This window comes from Kribbibacterium absianum (genome assembly GCF_030067705.1).
GTDB lineage: Bacteria > Actinomycetota > Coriobacteriia > Coriobacteriales > Atopobiaceae > Kribbibacterium > Kribbibacterium absianum.
Genome location: NZ_JASJEX010000002.1, coordinates 527,327 through 544,090, shown reverse-complemented (window position 1 = coordinate 544,090; position 16,764 = coordinate 527,327). Strand labels below are relative to the sequence as shown.

Annotated in this window: 17 protein-coding genes; 3 read left to right on the top strand and 14 right to left on the bottom strand. The window is 66.8% G+C overall.

Features of this window, described 5'->3' with window-relative positions:
• Nucleotides 1–35 precede the first annotated feature (35 nt).
• The 6 genes from QJ043_RS05340 to QJ043_RS05315 form a co-directional block, all read right to left on the bottom strand.
• Nucleotides 36–800: a DeoR/GlpR family DNA-binding transcription regulator gene (locus QJ043_RS05340; protein ID WP_283713710.1), complete on the bottom strand. Its 765-nt coding sequence runs from the start codon at nucleotides 798–800 to the stop codon at nucleotides 36–38.
• 167 nt (nucleotides 801–967) lie between these two features.
• Nucleotides 968–3,040, bottom strand: a complete 2,073-nt coding sequence (locus QJ043_RS05335; protein WP_283713711.1) for a BglG family transcription antiterminator — start codon at nucleotides 3,038–3,040, stop codon at nucleotides 968–970.
• A gap of 173 nt (nucleotides 3,041–3,213) precedes the next feature.
• The gene (locus tag QJ043_RS05330) at nucleotides 3,214–4,263 is read right to left on the bottom strand and encodes a galactitol-1-phosphate 5-dehydrogenase (protein ID WP_283713712.1); all 1,050 of its coding nucleotides are present in this window, start codon (nucleotides 4,261–4,263) and stop codon (nucleotides 3,214–3,216) included.
• 157 nt (nucleotides 4,264–4,420) lie between these two features.
• Nucleotides 4,421–5,776, bottom strand: a complete 1,356-nt coding sequence (locus tag QJ043_RS05325) for a PTS galactitol transporter subunit IIC (protein ID WP_283722753.1) — start codon at nucleotides 5,774–5,776, stop codon at nucleotides 4,421–4,423.
• Between the two features lie 160 nt (nucleotides 5,777–5,936).
• The gene (gatB, locus tag QJ043_RS05320; RefSeq protein ID WP_283713714.1) at nucleotides 5,937–6,221 is read right to left on the bottom strand and encodes a PTS galactitol transporter subunit IIB; all 285 of its coding nucleotides are present in this window, start codon (nucleotides 6,219–6,221) and stop codon (nucleotides 5,937–5,939) included.
• Nucleotides 6,218–6,685, bottom strand: a complete 468-nt coding sequence (locus QJ043_RS05315) for a PTS sugar transporter subunit IIA (RefSeq protein ID WP_283713715.1) — start codon at nucleotides 6,683–6,685, stop codon at nucleotides 6,218–6,220. Before QJ043_RS05315 ends, gatB begins: the two co-directional genes overlap by 4 nt.
• A gap of 373 nt (nucleotides 6,686–7,058) precedes the next feature.
• On the opposite strand from QJ043_RS05315, the gene QJ043_RS05310 reads away from it, so the two are divergent.
• Together QJ043_RS05310 and QJ043_RS05305 are read left to right on the top strand one after the other, a co-directional pair.
• On the top strand, nucleotides 7,059–7,991 hold the full coding sequence (locus QJ043_RS05310) for a 1-phosphofructokinase family hexose kinase (protein ID WP_283713716.1): 933 nt from the start codon (nucleotides 7,059–7,061) through the stop codon (nucleotides 7,989–7,991).
• 340 nt (nucleotides 7,992–8,331) lie between these two features.
• Nucleotides 8,332–9,306 carry a hypothetical protein gene (locus QJ043_RS05305; protein ID WP_283713717.1) on the top strand — a complete coding sequence of 325 codons (975 nt, stop codon included), beginning with the start codon at nucleotides 8,332–8,334 and terminating at the stop codon, nucleotides 9,304–9,306.
• A 193-nt stretch (nucleotides 9,307–9,499) separates the two neighbouring features.
• Here QJ043_RS05305 and QJ043_RS09800 read toward each other — a convergent pair whose 3' ends face one another.
• The 8 genes from QJ043_RS09800 to QJ043_RS05270 all read right to left on the bottom strand — a co-directional run bounded on the left by QJ043_RS09800 (nucleotide 9,500) and on the right by QJ043_RS05270 (nucleotide 15,552).
• Nucleotides 9,500–9,817, bottom strand: a complete 318-nt coding sequence (locus tag QJ043_RS09800; RefSeq protein WP_430538558.1) for a HepT-like ribonuclease domain-containing protein — start codon at nucleotides 9,815–9,817, stop codon at nucleotides 9,500–9,502.
• Between the two features lie 58 nt (nucleotides 9,818–9,875).
• Nucleotides 9,876–10,145 (bottom strand): nucleotidyltransferase family protein, encoded by a 270-nt coding sequence (locus tag QJ043_RS05300; RefSeq protein WP_283713783.1) that lies wholly within the window; start codon nucleotides 10,143–10,145, stop codon nucleotides 9,876–9,878.
• A gap of 284 nt (nucleotides 10,146–10,429) precedes the next feature.
• Nucleotides 10,430–11,560, bottom strand: coding sequence for an MFS transporter (locus QJ043_RS05295; protein WP_283722752.1), 1,131 nt, complete (start codon nucleotides 11,558–11,560; stop codon nucleotides 10,430–10,432).
• Between the two features lie 198 nt (nucleotides 11,561–11,758).
• Nucleotides 11,759–12,355 carry a GNAT family N-acetyltransferase gene (locus QJ043_RS05290; RefSeq protein WP_283713719.1) on the bottom strand — a complete coding sequence of 199 codons (597 nt, stop codon included), beginning with the start codon at nucleotides 12,353–12,355 and terminating at the stop codon, nucleotides 11,759–11,761.
• Between the two features lie 34 nt (nucleotides 12,356–12,389).
• Nucleotides 12,390–13,157 carry a MerR family transcriptional regulator gene (locus QJ043_RS05285; protein WP_283713720.1) on the bottom strand — a complete coding sequence of 256 codons (768 nt, stop codon included), beginning with the start codon at nucleotides 13,155–13,157 and terminating at the stop codon, nucleotides 12,390–12,392.
• Between the two features lie 193 nt (nucleotides 13,158–13,350).
• Nucleotides 13,351–13,842, bottom strand: a complete 492-nt coding sequence (locus QJ043_RS05280; RefSeq protein ID WP_283713721.1) for a GNAT family N-acetyltransferase family protein — start codon at nucleotides 13,840–13,842, stop codon at nucleotides 13,351–13,353.
• Between the two features lie 124 nt (nucleotides 13,843–13,966).
• Nucleotides 13,967–14,773, bottom strand: a complete 807-nt coding sequence (locus QJ043_RS05275) for an HAD family hydrolase (RefSeq protein WP_283713722.1) — start codon at nucleotides 14,771–14,773, stop codon at nucleotides 13,967–13,969.
• Nucleotides 14,770–15,552, bottom strand: a complete 783-nt coding sequence (locus QJ043_RS05270) for a DeoR/GlpR family DNA-binding transcription regulator (protein ID WP_283713723.1) — start codon at nucleotides 15,550–15,552, stop codon at nucleotides 14,770–14,772. The genes QJ043_RS05275 and QJ043_RS05270 overlap by 4 nt, the downstream gene beginning before the upstream one ends.
• A gap of 270 nt (nucleotides 15,553–15,822) precedes the next feature.
• Between QJ043_RS05270 and QJ043_RS05265 the strand changes: the two genes are divergently transcribed.
• Nucleotides 15,823–16,674, top strand: coding sequence for a class II fructose-bisphosphate aldolase (locus QJ043_RS05265; protein WP_283713724.1), 852 nt, complete (start codon nucleotides 15,823–15,825; stop codon nucleotides 16,672–16,674).
• Nucleotides 16,675–16,764 lie beyond the last annotated feature (90 nt).

Genomic DNA, 16,764 nt, shown 5'->3' with positions numbered 1-16,764 from the left:
GGGTCTCTCGCATGAGCAGGTAGAACGGTTTTTGATCAGGTGAGGACCCGGGTCGAGACGGACAGCTCCTCCCGTTGCTCCTCGGTGATGCTCGGATCCGTCACCAGGCCGTCGAACGACCCCAGCTCGTAGAACGTGAAGAAGTCCCGGCGCCCCAGCTTGCTCGCGTCCGTCACGAGGTACCGCTCGGCGCTCGAGTCCAGCACCAGCGCCTGGAACCGGCCCTCCTCGGGGTTGGACGTGCTCACGCCCTCGGCCAACACGCCGTTCGCCCCGATGAACGCCTTGTCCACGCCGAGCGTGGCGACAGACTGCTCGGCAATGGAGCCCACGAACGCGTCTGTCGACGGCCGATAGGTGCCCCCGATCAGGCACACGTCGATGTTTGGCCGTTGGCGCACAATATCGAACACCGACAGGCTGTTGGTGACCACGCGCAATGGGACGTCGAGCAGCGACAACGCCACCTGCTCCGTGGTGGTGCCGGCGCCGAGGAACACGGTGTCCCCGGCCGCGACGAGCTCCGCAGCGCGCGCGCCCACCTGCGCCTTTGCCGCTTCGTGCAGCAGGTGCTTCTCGGAGTGCGTGAACTCCCGCGGCACCAGATGGTCACGCTCGCCCGCCACGCTGCGGGCCCCGCCGTGCACGCGCAGCACGCGGCCCTGCGTGGCCAGCTCCTCCAGGTCGCGACGAATGGTCATCTCGGAGACCCCGAGCGTCTGCGCCACGTCCTTAACGGTGACGGCGCCCTGGTCGTCCACCAGCGTGACGATTGCGTCCTGGCGCTCATTCTTGAGCATCGCGCCTCCTCGTTCTTGACTATTCGCACAGTAACGCACATCTTCGAACAATGCAAGGAGGGGCAGAGCGTCACAGAGCCGTCACGAAACAGCAGGAAGAACGGACCGCGCTCATTTTGGCAGGAAGAACGGGGACGTGCGAAACGACAGGAAGAACGGTCGCGACCTCACGCGCCGCCAGGCTCCCGAGCCTCCCAGTCCTTCAGCACGGCCACTACGTCCTCGGGCTTCTCGGCCGCGTCCAGCGCCGCCCGGGCACGCTCGTCCTTCATGAGGTTCACGAGCGAGAACAGCGCCTTGAGGTGCGTCGAGTGATCCACGGCCGAGAGGCAGCACACATAGCGCACCGGATCCAGCTCGTCGGCGCCGAACTCAACCGGTGCAGACAGCCGCACCAGCGTGAGACCGGCCTCCACGGTGCCCTGGTCGAGTCCCTCATGCGGCAGCGCGAACCCCGGCGACAGCACGATGTAGGGGCCGTTCTCGTCCACGTTCTTGAGGATTGCGTCCACGTAGCGGCCCTCGATGAGGCCCTCCTCCAAGAGCGGCACCGCCGCCGTGCGCACGGCCGCACGCCAGTCGCGGGCGGCCACGTCGAGCCGAATCCGAGAGGCTGGCAGCAGCTGGCGCAGCGACGGCGACAGCGCACCGAAGTCACCGCGCGGGCCCGTGCCCCGCTCGGCGTCGCGGAAGTAACCCCGGAGCTCGCGGAGCAGCTCGTCCAAGAGCTCGTCCGGCGCCTCCACGTGCCTCCTCACCACCGGCTCCAACCGCCGCCACAGCCGCTGGGCGGTCTCGTCTCCGGGAACGCTCGACGGCTCCAGGCGGTCGATGGCCGCGCCGATGCGCACGAAGTCCTCGTCCGTCAGAAGCGGCGTCACGACAACGCTCGGCACCGGGCAGCCCTCGAGGGGCACCGTCGAAATGACGAGCGAGACCTCGCTCGGATCCAAGAGGCGCACCTCATGGGCTCCCAGCTCGTCGACGATGGAGAAGTTGAAGTGGCGGCGCAACTTGGCCGCCAGGAGCTGCGACGTCCCGACCCCGGCGTTGCAGGCGAGCGCCACGCGCATGGTGCCCGAGCGCAGGCGGCGCCGCTCGAGCGCGGCGCAGAGGTGCAGAGCGATGTAGCCCTCCTCCAGCTCGTCCAGAGGGCGCCCCACGTAGGCCCGCACGATGGCGTCGCGCTTACGGACGGCGGCCACGACCTCGTCGTTCTCTGCCAGCACCTCGCGGATCAGATCCGTGTCCGGGTAGGTCACCGGCTCGGGGCGCAGCACGGCCTCCAAGTGGTTCGAGAGGTTCTGGAACAGCTCGTAGTCGTCGTTGAGATCGACGCCCAGCTCCTCGCTCACGCGCTCCACCAGCTTGCGGGTGACGAGCTGGATCTGTGGCACGTCGGTGCGCCGCTCGTCGCCGGAGAGCCGACGGGCGCCGGCCAGCAGCCACGCCAGGAAGCGCACCTCGCTCTCGGGGCAGGGCACGTGGCAGCTCTGGGCCACGTAGCGGAGCACGTCCTGCGCCATCGCAAAGGGGGCGCCGTCCACCGGAGGCTGCTCCTCGATGAAGGCGGCGCGCTCCAAGCGCCCGACGAGGACCCGCAGGTAGGTGAGCACCTCGTCAAAAGAAATGTCCGTCAGGCGGATGCCGTGCGGGCCCTCCTGCTCGGTAACGATGGTGGCGAGCATGCGCGGGTCCCCGCCCAAGGGCAGCAACGAGACGAGCGGCGGCGCGCCCTGCTGCAGCGCCCCGAGCGCGATGTCGAGCAGGAGCGTGCGGCGCAGCGACTCGAGCCCGACGACGAGCAGCCCCTTGCCGGGGAGCGAATCCACAGCAAGCCCGACTGCGGCGATGGAGGCCTTGATGGCGTCGAGGTCGTTGATCACGGTGTTGCGACTGACGGCGAGACGGTCGGCGAGCTCGGCCAGCGTGACCGGCGACGTTGCGGAGACGAGCAGCGCGGCCGCGGCGGCGACGCGCTCCTCCGGTGCCAATTGGTAGCTCTGTGCGTCCATCCCATCGAGCGTCGGGAGCAGGGCCACAATGCCCGGGGGCGCGACCAGGCGCCCGTGGTCGAAGGAGACGGGAGCAAGACCGAGACGGCCGAGCTCCCGATCCACCTCCTTGAGGTCGTTGCGGATGGTGCGCTCGCTGACGCCGTTCTCGCGAGCGAGCTGAGCCAGGGTGAGGGGCGTGCCCGCAGCGAGCCGACGTGCGATGTCCCAGCTGCGACGCTTCATGGCGGCCTCGTCTCTCCGAGCGGCGGGGCCCCGTTCTTCCTGCTGGTGCGACCCACCGGGCGCAGGCGAGGGCGCGGAACAACAGGAAGAACGGGACGGGGGTTCCTAGCTTAGCCCGGGATCGCGGCGCGACCCGTCAGGCCGTGAGACCCCGGCACGAATGCCAGGGGGGCTCAGCGCTCGCTGTCCAGGAGCACTTTGCCCTTGACCTTGCCCGGCGTCGCGAAGTCCTCGAACGCGTCGCTTGCCTCGGAGAGCCCCCTCACCGACCAGATCAGGTCATCGTCAAAGGACAGCGCGCCCGTGCGAAACGCCTCCGCCTTCGCCGGCCACTCGTGACCCGGGAACGGTGCCGAGTAGCTCATCCAGGAGCCAGTCATCGTGAACTCGCGGCGGTTCATGCGCTCCCACTCGTCCACCGAGAAGGTCAGCTCGCGTTTGGGCGTGCCGATGAAGCAGATCTCACCACCGTTGGCAGCAAGAGCGGAGGCCATCTTCATCGTGGGACCCGCTCCGGCCGTCTCGAACACGTAGTCATAGCCGCGGCCACCGGTGAGCGCCATGGCCCGCTCCAGGTAGTCCTCGTCGCTGGTGTTCACGACGTGCGTGGCGCCCAGGCGGAGAGCCAGATCCAAGCGCTCCGGCACGATGTCGAACACGACCACCGCAGATGCGCCGAAGGCCTTCGCCCACTGCGCCGTGAAGAGGCCGATGGTCCCACCGCCGAGGATCGCGACCGGGTGCCCACCGCGGAAGTTCGTGCGCTCGATACCGTGAAGGGCCACGGTCGCCGGCTCGAAGAACGCGGCCTTCTCGAAGGAGACCGAGTCGTCCACACGGACCACGTTGCGCTCAGGAACCACCACGTACTCAGCGAAGCTGCCATTCTGGCGCGAGCCAATGAAGCTGTAGTGCTTGCAGAGAGCGTAGTCGCCACGGAGGCAGTCATCGCACTCCATGCAGGGGACCAGCGGCACGCCGGCAACGCGGTCGCCGGGCTGAACGTTCGTGACGCCCGGGCCCGTCTCGGCGACCGTTCCCGAGAACTCGTGACCAAGGGTGATCGGGAAGCTGTGGCAGGCGCCGTCGAGCACGCGGGGGACGTCGGAGCCGCAGATGCCGGTGTACTTGACCTTGACGAGCACCTCGTGCGCGCTGGGGACGGGCCTCTCGACGTCTTCGTAGCGGATGTCGTTAGCGGCATGGACTTGAGCGGCCTTCATGGCAATGACCTCCTCGGGGGCCTGACGTGGAATCAGGTCCTTATGGTTTCACTGTTTTTCTCTCATGGGTTGCGTCGCTTTAGCAGGAAGAACGGGAGCGGAGCGTCTTGAAGGGCGGCCGCCCTTGACGGGGCGCCCTCACGACAGGAGCCAGGAATCAGCCGAGCTCCAGGTCCGGGCCACCGGTCATTCCCTCTTCCTCCGTGCCCGTCAGCGCCTTGGCGCGCGTGCGGCTGTGCCGCACGGCGAAGAGCAGGCACACCGCGTAGATGGCGCCAATCACGAGGAGGCCGGCCACGTTCTCAAAGGTACAGAGCTGCACGAAGAGGTACGTGAGCGGGCTGCCGCCTTGGTCGAGGGCCGCGATTGTGGAGCCGGCGGCAATGGAGCCGGTCTGGACGCCGAGGGCCGTGAGCCACGGGATCGTCTCGTTCGCGATCCAGATGGTCATGGCCATGATGGCCGTGCCGGAGAAGAGCGTGCGGAACAAGTTGCCGTTGTGGACGCCCACGGCGATGGCGACGAAGAAGCCAATGGTGGCGAGGTCGGCGAACGGGAGCACCTGGTTGCCCGGGATCAGCACGGCAATCAGCAGCGACGGCGGGATGAAGAGCAGGCCGGCGGTGACGACCTGGGAGTCGCCAAGGAGGATCGCCGGGTCGAGGCCGATGTGGAACTCCTCTCCCCCGAACTTCTCGTTCATGATCGTCTTGGCGCGCTCGGTAAGGGGAAGCAGGCCGTCCATGATGCACTTGACCACCTTGGGCATGAGGATCATCACGGCGGACATCGTGATGCCGAGGGGCAGCGCCTCTTTGACCTCGTAGCCGGCCAGGAAGCCGATACCGGCGCCGAGGATAAAGCCGATGGTGACCGGCTCGCCGAGAACGCCCACCTTCTCCTGCAGGGTGTCAGCGGAGAAGTCAATCTTGTTGATGACGGGGATTCGGTCGATGACCCAGTCGATGGCGCAGGCGATCGGGGCCATGTACGCGGAGGTGCCGTGCGGGACGGTGATGCCGTCCAGCTCGAAGTAGTCGTTCATGACGGGCGCCCAGAGGTCGCCGAGCTTGTAGGAGACGGCCGCGTGCACCGCGACGCCAAGGATGCCGATCAGGTAGTTGCCGGTGACCGCGTAGGCGATGGCGCCCGTGAAGGTCATGTGCCAGATGTTCCAGATGTCGATGTTGACGGTCCGGGTGAGCTTGAGGACGAGCATCACGACGTTGAGGGCCACGGCCACGAGGATAGCGACGAGGGCGATCTCGGAGGACCAGGTGATCGGCGAGGCGCCCGGCCATCCGATGTCAACGACGGACAGGGTGAGGCCGAAGCGCTCGGACATAGCGGCAGCGGCCGGGCCCAGCTCGTCGTTCATCAGGTTGACGATAAGGGAGAGGCCCACGAAACCGACGCCGATCATGAGTGCCGCGCGAAGGGCCTTGTCGGGCTTGACGCCCATGATCATTGAGACGATTGCGATGACGATGGGCAGCATGACGGACGCGCCCATGTCGATGATGTATTGAAGTACTCCGGATACTGCTTCCCACATAGGAGTGCCTTTCTCGGCGCGACTGACTGCCTGGGGAGGGCTTCCGTTCTTCCTGCTAAAGCGACGATTGGGGTATCTACCTGGAGCGTCGCATTAGCAGGAAGAACGGGTGGCGGACTTACGAGGCGTTGAGGACATCAAGGATTGCCCTTTCCGTCTTCTCGACCCCCACGCCGGAGATGAAGGGCATCCCGGTGACCAGGGGGACGCCGAAGTCCCGCTTGCACTTGCCCGTGGTGACGATAAGGACGGCCTCGTCCAGGTTGGACGGAATCTCGGAGATGCGACACTGGCAGATCTCGATGGGGATGCCGTTGGCCTTGCCCAGCTCCTGGACCTTGTTGGCGGCGATGGTGGACGTGGCGACGGCGCCACCGCAGGCGACGATGACCTTCTTGCTCATAGGGACTGCTCCTTCTCTTTGATGACGTCGATGATGGCTGCCGCGTTATCGCAGCTCATGAGGCGCTTGAGCACCTCGTTGTCTTGGATGATCTCGAGGATGCGCTGGAGTTGCACCAGGTGGCCCTGGGGGTCCTTGACGCTCAGCATGAAGACGAGGGAAACGTCCGTGGTCTCGTCGTCGGTGCCCATGAGGGTGAACCGCACCGGCTTGTTGAGCTTGCCGATGGCCATCCCCTCTTTGATGACATGGCTCACGTCGGTGTGGGGGATCGCGACGCCCACGCCGTTGATGTCGAGGCCGGTGGGGAAGGCGCGCTCGCGCTCCACGAGGGCGTCGACGTAGGTGTCCTTGGCGTACCCGCGGTCGATCATCACGGTGCCGAGACCCTCCATGACCTCCTCCATCGTGGAGGCTTCGAGCGACGGAACGACACGGGCCGCTGAGAGCTCCTCCCAGACCATGGTGTCCTCCTTTGTTGCTTGGCTAACGAGTGAGGTGGGCGCCGGCTGCCCCTCTTGCTGGCTCAAAGGTTACGTGCTTCAGGGGTGCCTCAGGAAGTCCAAAGGGGTTCGCAGCGGCATGAAGCTCTTTGGACTGGCCTTCTGAGCTGCGGTTTCGTTCTTCCTGCTAAAGCGCGCATGGGCTCCGTCGTTCTTCCTGTCGTTGCGAGAGGCCGCTGGCGGTCGGTTCGAGACCGCTCGCGCAACATCAGGAAGAACGGCTCAGGGTGCGCCCAAGACGTTGCACGGGCTGTGCACAATTGTGTGCTTGACAATCATTCGCACACTTACGAACATTTCCGATAGGCTCACAGTCCCCTATCGGGAGGCACCCATGATCGTCACCGTCACGCTCAACGCGTCCATCGACAAGGCCTACCAACTCACACGCCCGCTGGAGGTGCACGAGGTCCAGCGCGTCGCGACCGTGATCGACCGTGCCGGCGGCAAGGGGCTCAACTGCGCCCGCGCGGTGAAGACCTGCGGCGAGGACGTGGTGGCGACGGGGTTCGTGGGCGGTCATAACGGCGAGCTGCTCTGCGACCTGCTGCAAGCGGACGGGGTTGAGCAGGACTTCTGCGTGGTGGAGGCCGAGACCCGCTGCTGCATCAATGCGCTCGACCCGGACGGTGCGTCGACAGAGTTCCTAGAGCCGGGGCGCCCGGTAGGCGACAGAGCGCTTGAGGCGATTCTCGACAAGGTGGAGGCCCTAGCGAAGAGGGCGGACGGCGTCACGCTCAACGGATCCGCTCCGGCAGGACTGCCCAAGGACGTGTACGCGCTGCTGATCGAGCGTGTGAAGAAGGCGGGCGCGAAAGTGCTGCTCGACACCTCCGGTGAGCTGTTGCTGGAGGGCGTGAGAGCGTGCCCGACGATGGTGAAGCCCAACACCGACGAGATCGCCGCGGTGCTGGGGCACGCCGTGACCGGCGAAGAGGAAGTGGTCGCAGCGGCGAAGGAGCTGCACGAGCAGGGCGTGCCCCTCGTGGTGGTGTCGCTGGGCGGTGCCGGCGCGGTCATGGCTTGCGACGAGGGCGTGTACCGTGGGCGGTCGCCGAGGATCGAGGTCGTGAACCCGGTGGGGTCGGGCGACACGCTGGTGGGCGCGTTCGGCGTTGCGCTGGCGCGGGGGGCTTCCGCGCCCGAGGCACTGCGGTACGGCATGGCGTGCGCGACCGCGAACTGCCTCTCCCCCGAGACGGGCGCGTTCGACCTGACGGTGGCCGAGGAGCTGCAGGCGCAGACGGCGGTGGAGAGGATCGGCTAGCGCGGACGCTTCGGAGAGAGCCATTTGTCCACGTCTGGACGCTTGGGAGAGAGCCGTTTGTCCACGCTGCGCCCGGCTGGAGCGTGGACAAACGGCTTTGACCGAAGCGTCCACGGCGTTCTTCCTGCCGTTGCGACGCCGCAGGTAGACGCGGGTGTCGTCGCAATGGCAGGAAGAACGCCAGCAAGCTTCACACAAAACGGACGGCTGAGAAGAACCTGTGAAGGGCCTGGGCTTCTCGGCGCTTCCGGCCTAAGGTACCCAGCTTGTACCGCGTCCGGCCTTTCTTCGCCCGCCTTAGGCATGCCCGCCGGACGTCCGCCCCGGCATTGGAGGCTGTTTGTTAGGCCGACTTCCCATCTCCGCGCGGCTCGCCGCCGTTGCCGTCGTCGCCGCGCTCTTCGCGCCGACGCCCGCGCTGGCCGGCACCGCGACCCAGCGGCTCGCGTCCGCTCAAGCCACGCTCAACGCCCGCACGCTGGACGTGCAGAAGGCCCAGACGATGGCCGGCCGGGCACAGGACGCGCTGGCCACGAGCCAGGCCGCCCGAGCCGCCGCCGAGGAGCTGGACAAGTGGTCCCAACAGTTCTCGCAGGCGCGCGCATCACAGGCCGCCGCTGCGATTCGCTCTGGACAGAACCCCGAGGCTGCGAAGCTGGCCGAGAGCGACGCCGCCCTCCCCTCGGGCCTTGACGCCGTGAACGCCAAGCCCGACGAGTCGGCCGCCGATACCGTTGAACAGGCCAAGTCCGCCGAGCAGGACGCCGCCCAGGCCCTTGAGGACGCACAAGCGCAGTTGTCCCAGGCTGAGGCTGCCGAGAAGGCCGCGACCGAGGAGCGCGACGCCGCCCAGGCCGACGCGCAAGCCGAACGGGACGCCCAGATGCAGGCCAACATGGCCCGCGCCGCGTCCGAGGGCAACCCTGAGCTCTCCGCCGTGGACTGGTCCTGTGGCCACGACGCCTTTGTGGACGAGTGGGGGACTCGAATTGACGGCTATCTGGCCGGGTCTCCCCTTGCGGGTCGCGGACGCACCTTTGCGGAGGCCGCCTGGGAGAACGGGGTGGACCCACGCTGGTCTCCGGCCATCTCCAACACCGAGAGCTCCAAGGGCGCCTGCTGCTTCCGCCCCTGCAACGCGTGGGGCTGGGGCGGCTCCGGCTGGTCCGATTGGGACACCGCGATCAACGCGCACGTGGCCGGCCTGTCGAGCGGTTACGGCTACACGATCTCCATGACGGCCGCGAACAAGTACTGCCCGCCGACGGCGAGTCACTGGTACTCGACGACGCTGGCGCAGATGCAGCTGATCTAGCCGGTCCGTTCTTCCTGCTATTGCGATGCGCGACTGCCCCTCGTGGCGACGCCGCAGGCCAGGGGGGGCGTGGACGCTTCGGTCAAAGCGAATTGTCCACGGTTGGACGCTTCGGTCAAAGCCAAATGTCCACGCTCCAGCCGATCGGAGCGTGGACAAACGGCTCTCTCCGAAGCGTCCAGGCGTCGCAACGTCATGTCCCCAAGAGCGGCCCGCCAGCTATGTGTTTGCGACAAGCCCCCTCAAGCGCAGCAGCCAGCGCCGGAGCGCTGTCCGTCGCAACTTCCCACACCACGCGAGGGTCCAGCTCCCAGTAACCGTGAGCCACAAAGTTGCGGAATCCGCGAATCTCTCGCCACGGAACGCCGTCGAGAGCGTTTTGAACGCTCTCGGACAAATGACAGGCGTCCTCCGCGAGTACGAACAGCGGCATCAGGGCGCTATCGCAGCGAGCAATAATTTCCGCATCACTGCTCGCAAAGGAATCCTCCGTGAGCCCGTATCGGTTGATACGGCTTTGAATTCGACGGTTCGAACGGAGAATGGCCTCGATCAGCGCGGCATCACGCTCATTGAGTTACACAAATCAACCTCTCATCGCGGTCGAGCGCGGCCCGGAACTCAGGCGCCATGAGACGCTTTGGCTTTGACAGCACATCCACGGATAGCCCCAACTCGCGCTCGAGAGCCTCCTGAATATCCAGCACATCGCTGAAGCGGTAGCAACCAGTGCACTCGATGCGCAGGTCCACGTCGCTCTCGGCCGTCGCTTCCCCGCGAGCGTAGGACCCAAAGAGAAAGGCAGCGGAGACGGGGCGCCCGCGACAGGCGCTGTGCACGGCCTGCGTTATACGGTCAATCGTCAGCACCACGAGCCTCCGATTTCACCCAGTGCCGTTCTACGGACTAGCATACCCGGGTGCACAGCTGCATCCGACCGGGCGCCCTCCCGTTCTTCCTGCTATTGCGACGCGCGACTGCCCTTTGTGGCGACGCCGCAGGCCAGGGGGCGTGGACGCTTCGGTCAAAGCGATTTGTCCACGCTCCAGCCGGGCGCAGCGTGGACAAACGGCTCTCTCCCAAGCGTCCAACCATGGACAGACGGCTCTCTCCCAAGCGTCCGCTAGCGCGGCGTGGCGTCGGCGCGATGCAACGCCACGGCCGTCAGCGCCGCGAACGCCCCCAGGAACCACGGCATGACCCAGAAGCCCACCGTCTGACCGAGCAGCCCGAACAGCGGCGGCACAAACGTGGTGCCCACATAGCCCAGCGCCATCATCAGGCCGATCACCGAGGCAGAGTTCCGCGCGCCAAACGCCTCGGGCGTGTGGTGCATGATGCTCGGGTACACGGGCGCGCAGCCCAGGCCCACGATCACAAAAGCAACCGCCGCCAACCCCGTGAGAACGCTCGACACAGCCAAGAGGACGAGCCCCACCCCCACGACCGTGAGCCCGATGCGGATCATCTTGCGGTCCCCCTGACCGGTCGCCACAATGCCCGCCAGGAACCGCCCCGCCGTGATGCCGATGTAGAACAGCGACGCAAAGTCAGCCGCCTGGGACTCCGCAATGCCGGCCACCGTGACGAAGTACGTGCTCGCCCAGCTGGCCGCCGTCACCTCAAGGGCGCAGTAGCCGAGAAACCCCAGGATGGCCGCAGGAACGCCGGGCACGCGGGCGGCGCTCATGAGGCCGGCGGTGTTCTTCTCGTCCTCCGTTCTTCCTGCTGTTTCGCTCTTCCAGACGTGCCGCGTGAGCACGAGGAACACGCCGATAGCCAGCTGCAGCGCCGCAACAATCCGGTAGCCCAGGTGCCAGCCGCCGTGTGTGAGCGCCCAGCCCATCGCGAACGGCCCGACGATGGTGCCGACGCCCCAGAAGCAATGCAGCCAGCTCATGTGCCGCGCAGACAGATGGATGGCCGCGTAGTTGTTGAGGGCGGCATCGATGCACCCGGCACCGAGCCCGTACGGAACAGCCAGAAGAACGAGCAGCCAGAACGTGTCGGCCAGCGAGAAGCCGAGCAGCGCCACGGCCGTGAGGAACACGCTGCCGATCACGACCCCGCGGGTGCCGAACGCGCGGATCAGCCGGTTCGACAACAGGCTGGAGACCACAGTGCAACCGGAGATGACCATCGTGATGACGCCCATGGCGCCGACGGGCACGCCGAGCTGCGGGTACATCGAGGGCCACGCCGCGCCAAGCAGCGAGTCCGGCAGCCCGAGGCTGACAAACGCCAGGTAGATCACGGCAAGCAACAGGGCGTACAACGGTTCCTCCGGGTTCAGGAATGTGACAACGTTTGCAGATGCTAGCACCGGAGAGAACGACAGAGCCGGCCAACTTTGCCCGTTTTTCGTCACCGCAGGTCACGGAGGCGTGGACGCTTCGGAGAGAGCCAACTGTCCAACCGTGGACAAACGGCTCTCTCCGAAGCGTCCACGGGGTTAGACCTCCGCGCCCGCCACTTCGCGCACCAGGCGGCGCGCCTCGGCCCAGTCCGCTGCGGACTGCTCGGCCGTGCGATCAGACCACGCGCCCTCATACGGCGCGAACCCCATGCTCTCGTATAGCCGAATCGCGGGCCACGACTGCGCCTGCGTCGAGAGGTACAGCGGCTCGCCGGGCTTGTCGGCGGCAAAGCGACGGCAGCACTCGGCCACGGCCACCCGAGCCAGGCCCTTCCGCTGGTGGGACGGGCTCGTCATCACCCAATGAATGCGCAGGCGCTCGGGCGAGAAGTGTCGACCCGGCCACAGGCTGCACGTGGCGGCCAGATCGCCCTGCTCATCGACAACGAACGCGCTGTAGCGCGAGAACAGCTCGGGATCGGTCTCGGTCATGGCCGCCCAGTGGGCGCGGTGCTCGTCGAGGTCGCCCGGAAACCGAAGCTCACCCATCAGCGCAACCCACGCGTCGCGATACGCCAGCGGGTCGGAGGCGACAGCGTAGCCCTCGGGCAGTGACGGAGCGGGCACCTGCGCCGGGTTATCGTGCTGAAGCAGCAGCTCGCAGTAGTCGAAACGCGGGTCGATCGTCGTCATCAGACCTCCCTAGAATCGCGAACCATCCGACGCGCTACCCCTCCCACGCGTCGAGCGCGTCACGGAGAAACGCCGCGGCGCCAGCCCCACACGGCCCGTCGTAGTAGCGCTGGAACCGCTCGTCGACCACGTACAGCTGCCCGAGCCCGCGATGGGCCTCGAGGCTATAGGCGTCGGCCGGCCAGGTCATGCACAGCCAGTCGCGATGCGCCTCGCAGAGCCGCGCGGCCTCTGAACCCGCCGGGTCTCCGGTCGCCATCGCTGCTCGCAGACGCTCGAACACCTCGTCGCTTAGGGCGCGGAACCGCGCCTGGTCCTCCGCGCTCATGGACAGCACCATCCCGTTGCTCGCATCCACCGCCTCGTCGCCGTAGCGCTCGCGGGCCTCCGCCCCGTAGCGCTCCTCGTTCTGCGCCACCCACTGCGCCGGCAACCCCTCGAACCGTTCCTTGTCCGTCATGTCCCGCCTTCCTTCCAGATGGTCGATGGTCTTTCGGACGGTGCCGATGAGGCGCGCCAAATCCCGTTGGCGCTGCTCCAGCGCGGCCACATGCTTGCGAAGGACGGCCGCCTCGTCATGGGCCGGGTCGTCCAGCAGGGCGCGGATGGTCTCGAGCGAGAGCCCGCAAGCCCGGTAGAGCAGCACCTGCTGCAGGCGCTCCACGTCCTTCGAGCCGTACACGCGATAGCCGTTGGCCTGGCGGCGCGGCGCCAGCAGCCCCTTTGCCTCGTAATGGCGCAGGGTGCGCTGGCTCACGCCGGACAGGGCAGCCAGCTCGCCGATGGTGTAGTCCGTCTTCATGGGCGCTCCTCGTCACCGTCGTCCCGAGGCTAAGGCCTGACGCGACGTCAACGTCAAGGGGGCGGCGCGGCCGTTCTTCCTGCTGTTGCGAGCCCCCGTTCTTCCTGCTGTTGCGAGCCTCCCGTTCTTCCTGCCGTTGCGAGACAGCAGGCCAGAAGAGCCGTGCGCGAAACAGCATGAAGAACGGGAGGGCTCAGCCGAGAAGCTCGTAGGCAATGCGCGGGCTGCCGTCTTCCACCCAGATGGTGCCGCAGCGTTGGAACCCGAGCACCTCGGCGGCGCGTTGCATGGGGACGTTGTCCGCGTGGGTGTCGAGACGGACGGCGGCCGCCAAGGAGCGCGCCTGCCCGAGCGCCATCGCCAATGCCCCATGGAAACTACCGTCCGTTGCAATGCGATGGATGGTCGCATAAGGGCCGCCCTGCAGCCACGCGCCGTCGATCGTGCCGTAGGTGGGGTCCGGGGCGGCCTCGATCGAAACGTAACCATGCACGCGGCCGCCTTTGTCCACGAAGACATGGGCGCGGCCGGCCGCCACGTCGCTCTCGAGCAGTCCTGCGGGCGGATACGACGCTCCCCATTGCGTTGGGTTGCCATGATCGGCCATGAACCGCCGAGCCGCCGAGAAGACCGTCGAAACGGCAGGAAGATCGTCGACCGTGGCCGGCCGAAGGGTGTGGGACATGGGACTCCTTGTCACGCGTCGCTTTGGCAGGAAGAACGGACGCTGATGGCTCCGCTTTAGCAGGTAGAACGAAACCTGATGCTGTCGCTTTAGCAGGAAGAACGAAAACCGCAGCTCGAGACCGTCATTCCGAGAACGGCCATGCCCCCTCCGCCAGTGCTTCGATCGCATCGGCCACAGCGCCCGTCTCCACCGACCCGATGTGCCACTTCGCCGCTGCGGCCGCTTCCGGCAGCGCGTTCGCCACGGCTACCGAGTTCTCGACCACTTCCAGCATCGGCAGGTCGTTGCCGGCGTCCCCAAAGACGAACACGTCCTCCGGCGCCACGCCCAACCGGTCGCGCAGCCACACAAGCGCTTGGCCCTTGTTCCAGCCGGCCGGCATGACGTTCGAGAACCCCGGCTGCGCCACGTCGAAATCCAGGCCGTCCACCGCGTCGTTGAGCAGCGCGACCACCCGGCGCGTCTCGTCCAGGTCGCCGTTCACGAACACGTTCGCCTTCTCCACAGGGGCGTCGGGCACCGACCCGGGCGTGCAGATGTCGGCGTAGCGCGGGAAAGCGACGGCCAGGTCGTCGCGCGAGCCACAAACCAGCACCGGATGGCCGCCCTCAAAGCACAGGAGCCCCGTGCCCGGCACGTCCTCCAGCAAATCGACCGCCATGCGGACGGCCGCAGGGTCCATCGTCTTCTTGAGCACCCGTTCGCCCTGCAACCACACCTCGAGGCCGTTCACCGCGATGCAGGTGGCGTAGCAGTCCTCCTCGCCCGCGAAGAAGGGCGCGATCCACTCCCGCGCGCGACCGGACGCCGGCCCCACCACATGGCCCGCCGCCTGTGCGTCGCGAATCACCTGGCGCGTGCGCTCTGGGACCACGTGGTCGCCCCAGGGAAGAATGGTCCCGTCGATGTCGGACATGATGAGTTTCACGCTGCAACCACCTTGAGCTCGCTGTTCTTCTCGGACAGGTACCCACGCAGGTCGGCGCCGGGATCCGCGTCGCACAGGAGCAGGTCCACGTCCTCCGCCCCGGCAAAGCGCACGAGGCCGGACGCGCCCACCTTGGTGACGTCGGCCAGCGCCGCACGGCGGGTGGCCGAATCCAGCATCGCGCTTTTGACCTCGGCCATCGGCGCAAAGTTGGTCATGAACCCACGCCCGGGCACCATGGCCGTGGGGCAGATGAACGCCCAGTCCGCGTGCAGCATGCCGAGGGCGGCCAGCGTCACCGGCCCGGTCACGTACCGATGCCCCTTGCGAACAACGCCGCCGAGCAGCACCGCCTCGACGCCCGGAAGCGCCTTGTCGATAAGGTCGGCAACCGTAAGGTCCGCCGTCACCACCGTGATGCCCTCGCGGTCCACCAGCGCCCGCGCCACCTCGAGCGCCGTGGTCCCGGAGTCCAGCAGGATCGACTGGCCGTCCTTGACCCACGACGCCGCCTCGCGCGCGATGGCCCGTTTGGCCTCCGCGTTCACGTTGACCCGGCGGTCCTGCACGGACACCGTGACCGACCGTCCCAGCGCCACCGCGCCCCCGTGGGTGCGCCGCAGCTTCCCCGCTCGCTCGAGCACGTCCAGGTCCGAGCGGATGGTCACGGTCGAAACATCAAGCTCGCGCGCCAGGTCGGCCACCCGGACGCTCGTGTCGCGGTCAAGGAGCGCGAGGATCGCCGAGCGGCGTTGGTCCGCGAAGGCGTGATCGGACATGGAGCCCCTCTCTCGACGTGAGGACGATTGTGAAGATACCGTAACTCAGACCGAAGCATTATCGGAACTCAACGACAGCTCTCGAAAGCACTTCTCTTGTGGCGCTCGGAACGGCAGGAAGAACGGGGAGGGAATGGCGACAGCGTGCGGCAAAACGCAAGCAACCGCGCCCCGTTTTTCCTGCCATTGCGCGAATGCTGCCCTGAACAGGCATTTCTGTCCGTGTTAGGGTCTTGGCAACGGTTAAGGTCAGCAGCAAAGGAGCCCACCATGCTCGTCACCACCACAGACATGCTGAAGAGCGCCCAGACGAACCACTATGCGGTGGGTGCTTTCAATGTCGAAAATCTTGAGTTCGTCATGGCGGTGGTCAAGGCCGCCGAGGAGAAGCGCGCGCCCGTGATTATGCAGACCACGCCGGGCACGCTCAAGTATGCGTCGATGGAGTACTTCTACGGCATGGTGCGCGCTGCCGCCGAGAATGCCAGCGTGCCCGTCGCGCTGCATCTGGACCACGGCAGCTCCTTCGACCTTTGCATGCAGGCCATGCACGCCGGTTATACCTCGGTGATGATCGACGGATCCCACGACCCCTTCGAGGAGAACATCGCCAAGACCGAGGCCGTCGCGCGCGTCGGCGCCGCGATGGGAATCCCCGTGGAGGCAGAGCTAGGGAAAGTCGGAGGCAAGGAGGACGACGGCCCGGACAGCGGCCAGGGCAACCCCTTCACCGACCCCGATGAGGCCGAGGAGTTCGTCTGGCGCACCGGCTGCACGAGCCTCGCCATCGGCGTTGGCACCGCGCACGGCGTGTACCACGGCACGCCGCACATCGAGCAGGACATCGTGAAGGCCATCGCCGCACGGGTGGACGTGCCGCTGGTGCTGCATGGAACGAGCGGCGTGCCCGACGAGCAGGTGCGCGAGGCCATCGCGAACGGCATCTGCAAGGTGAACTACGCGACCGAGCTGCGGCAGGTCTACACCCGGGGCTTTATGGGCTACATGGCCGAGAACCCCGAGTGCTTTGACCCGAAAAAACCTGCCACGGCGGGCATGGCTCAGATCACGAAGCTCGTGGGCGACCACATGGAGAACCTGGGCTGCGCGGGCCGCGCCTAACCGCCAGGCCCGCTCGTTCTTCCTGCCGTTTCGACCGGCTCGTTCTTCCTGCTGTTTCGATCGTGCCCGTTCTTCCTGCTATTCCGTGCA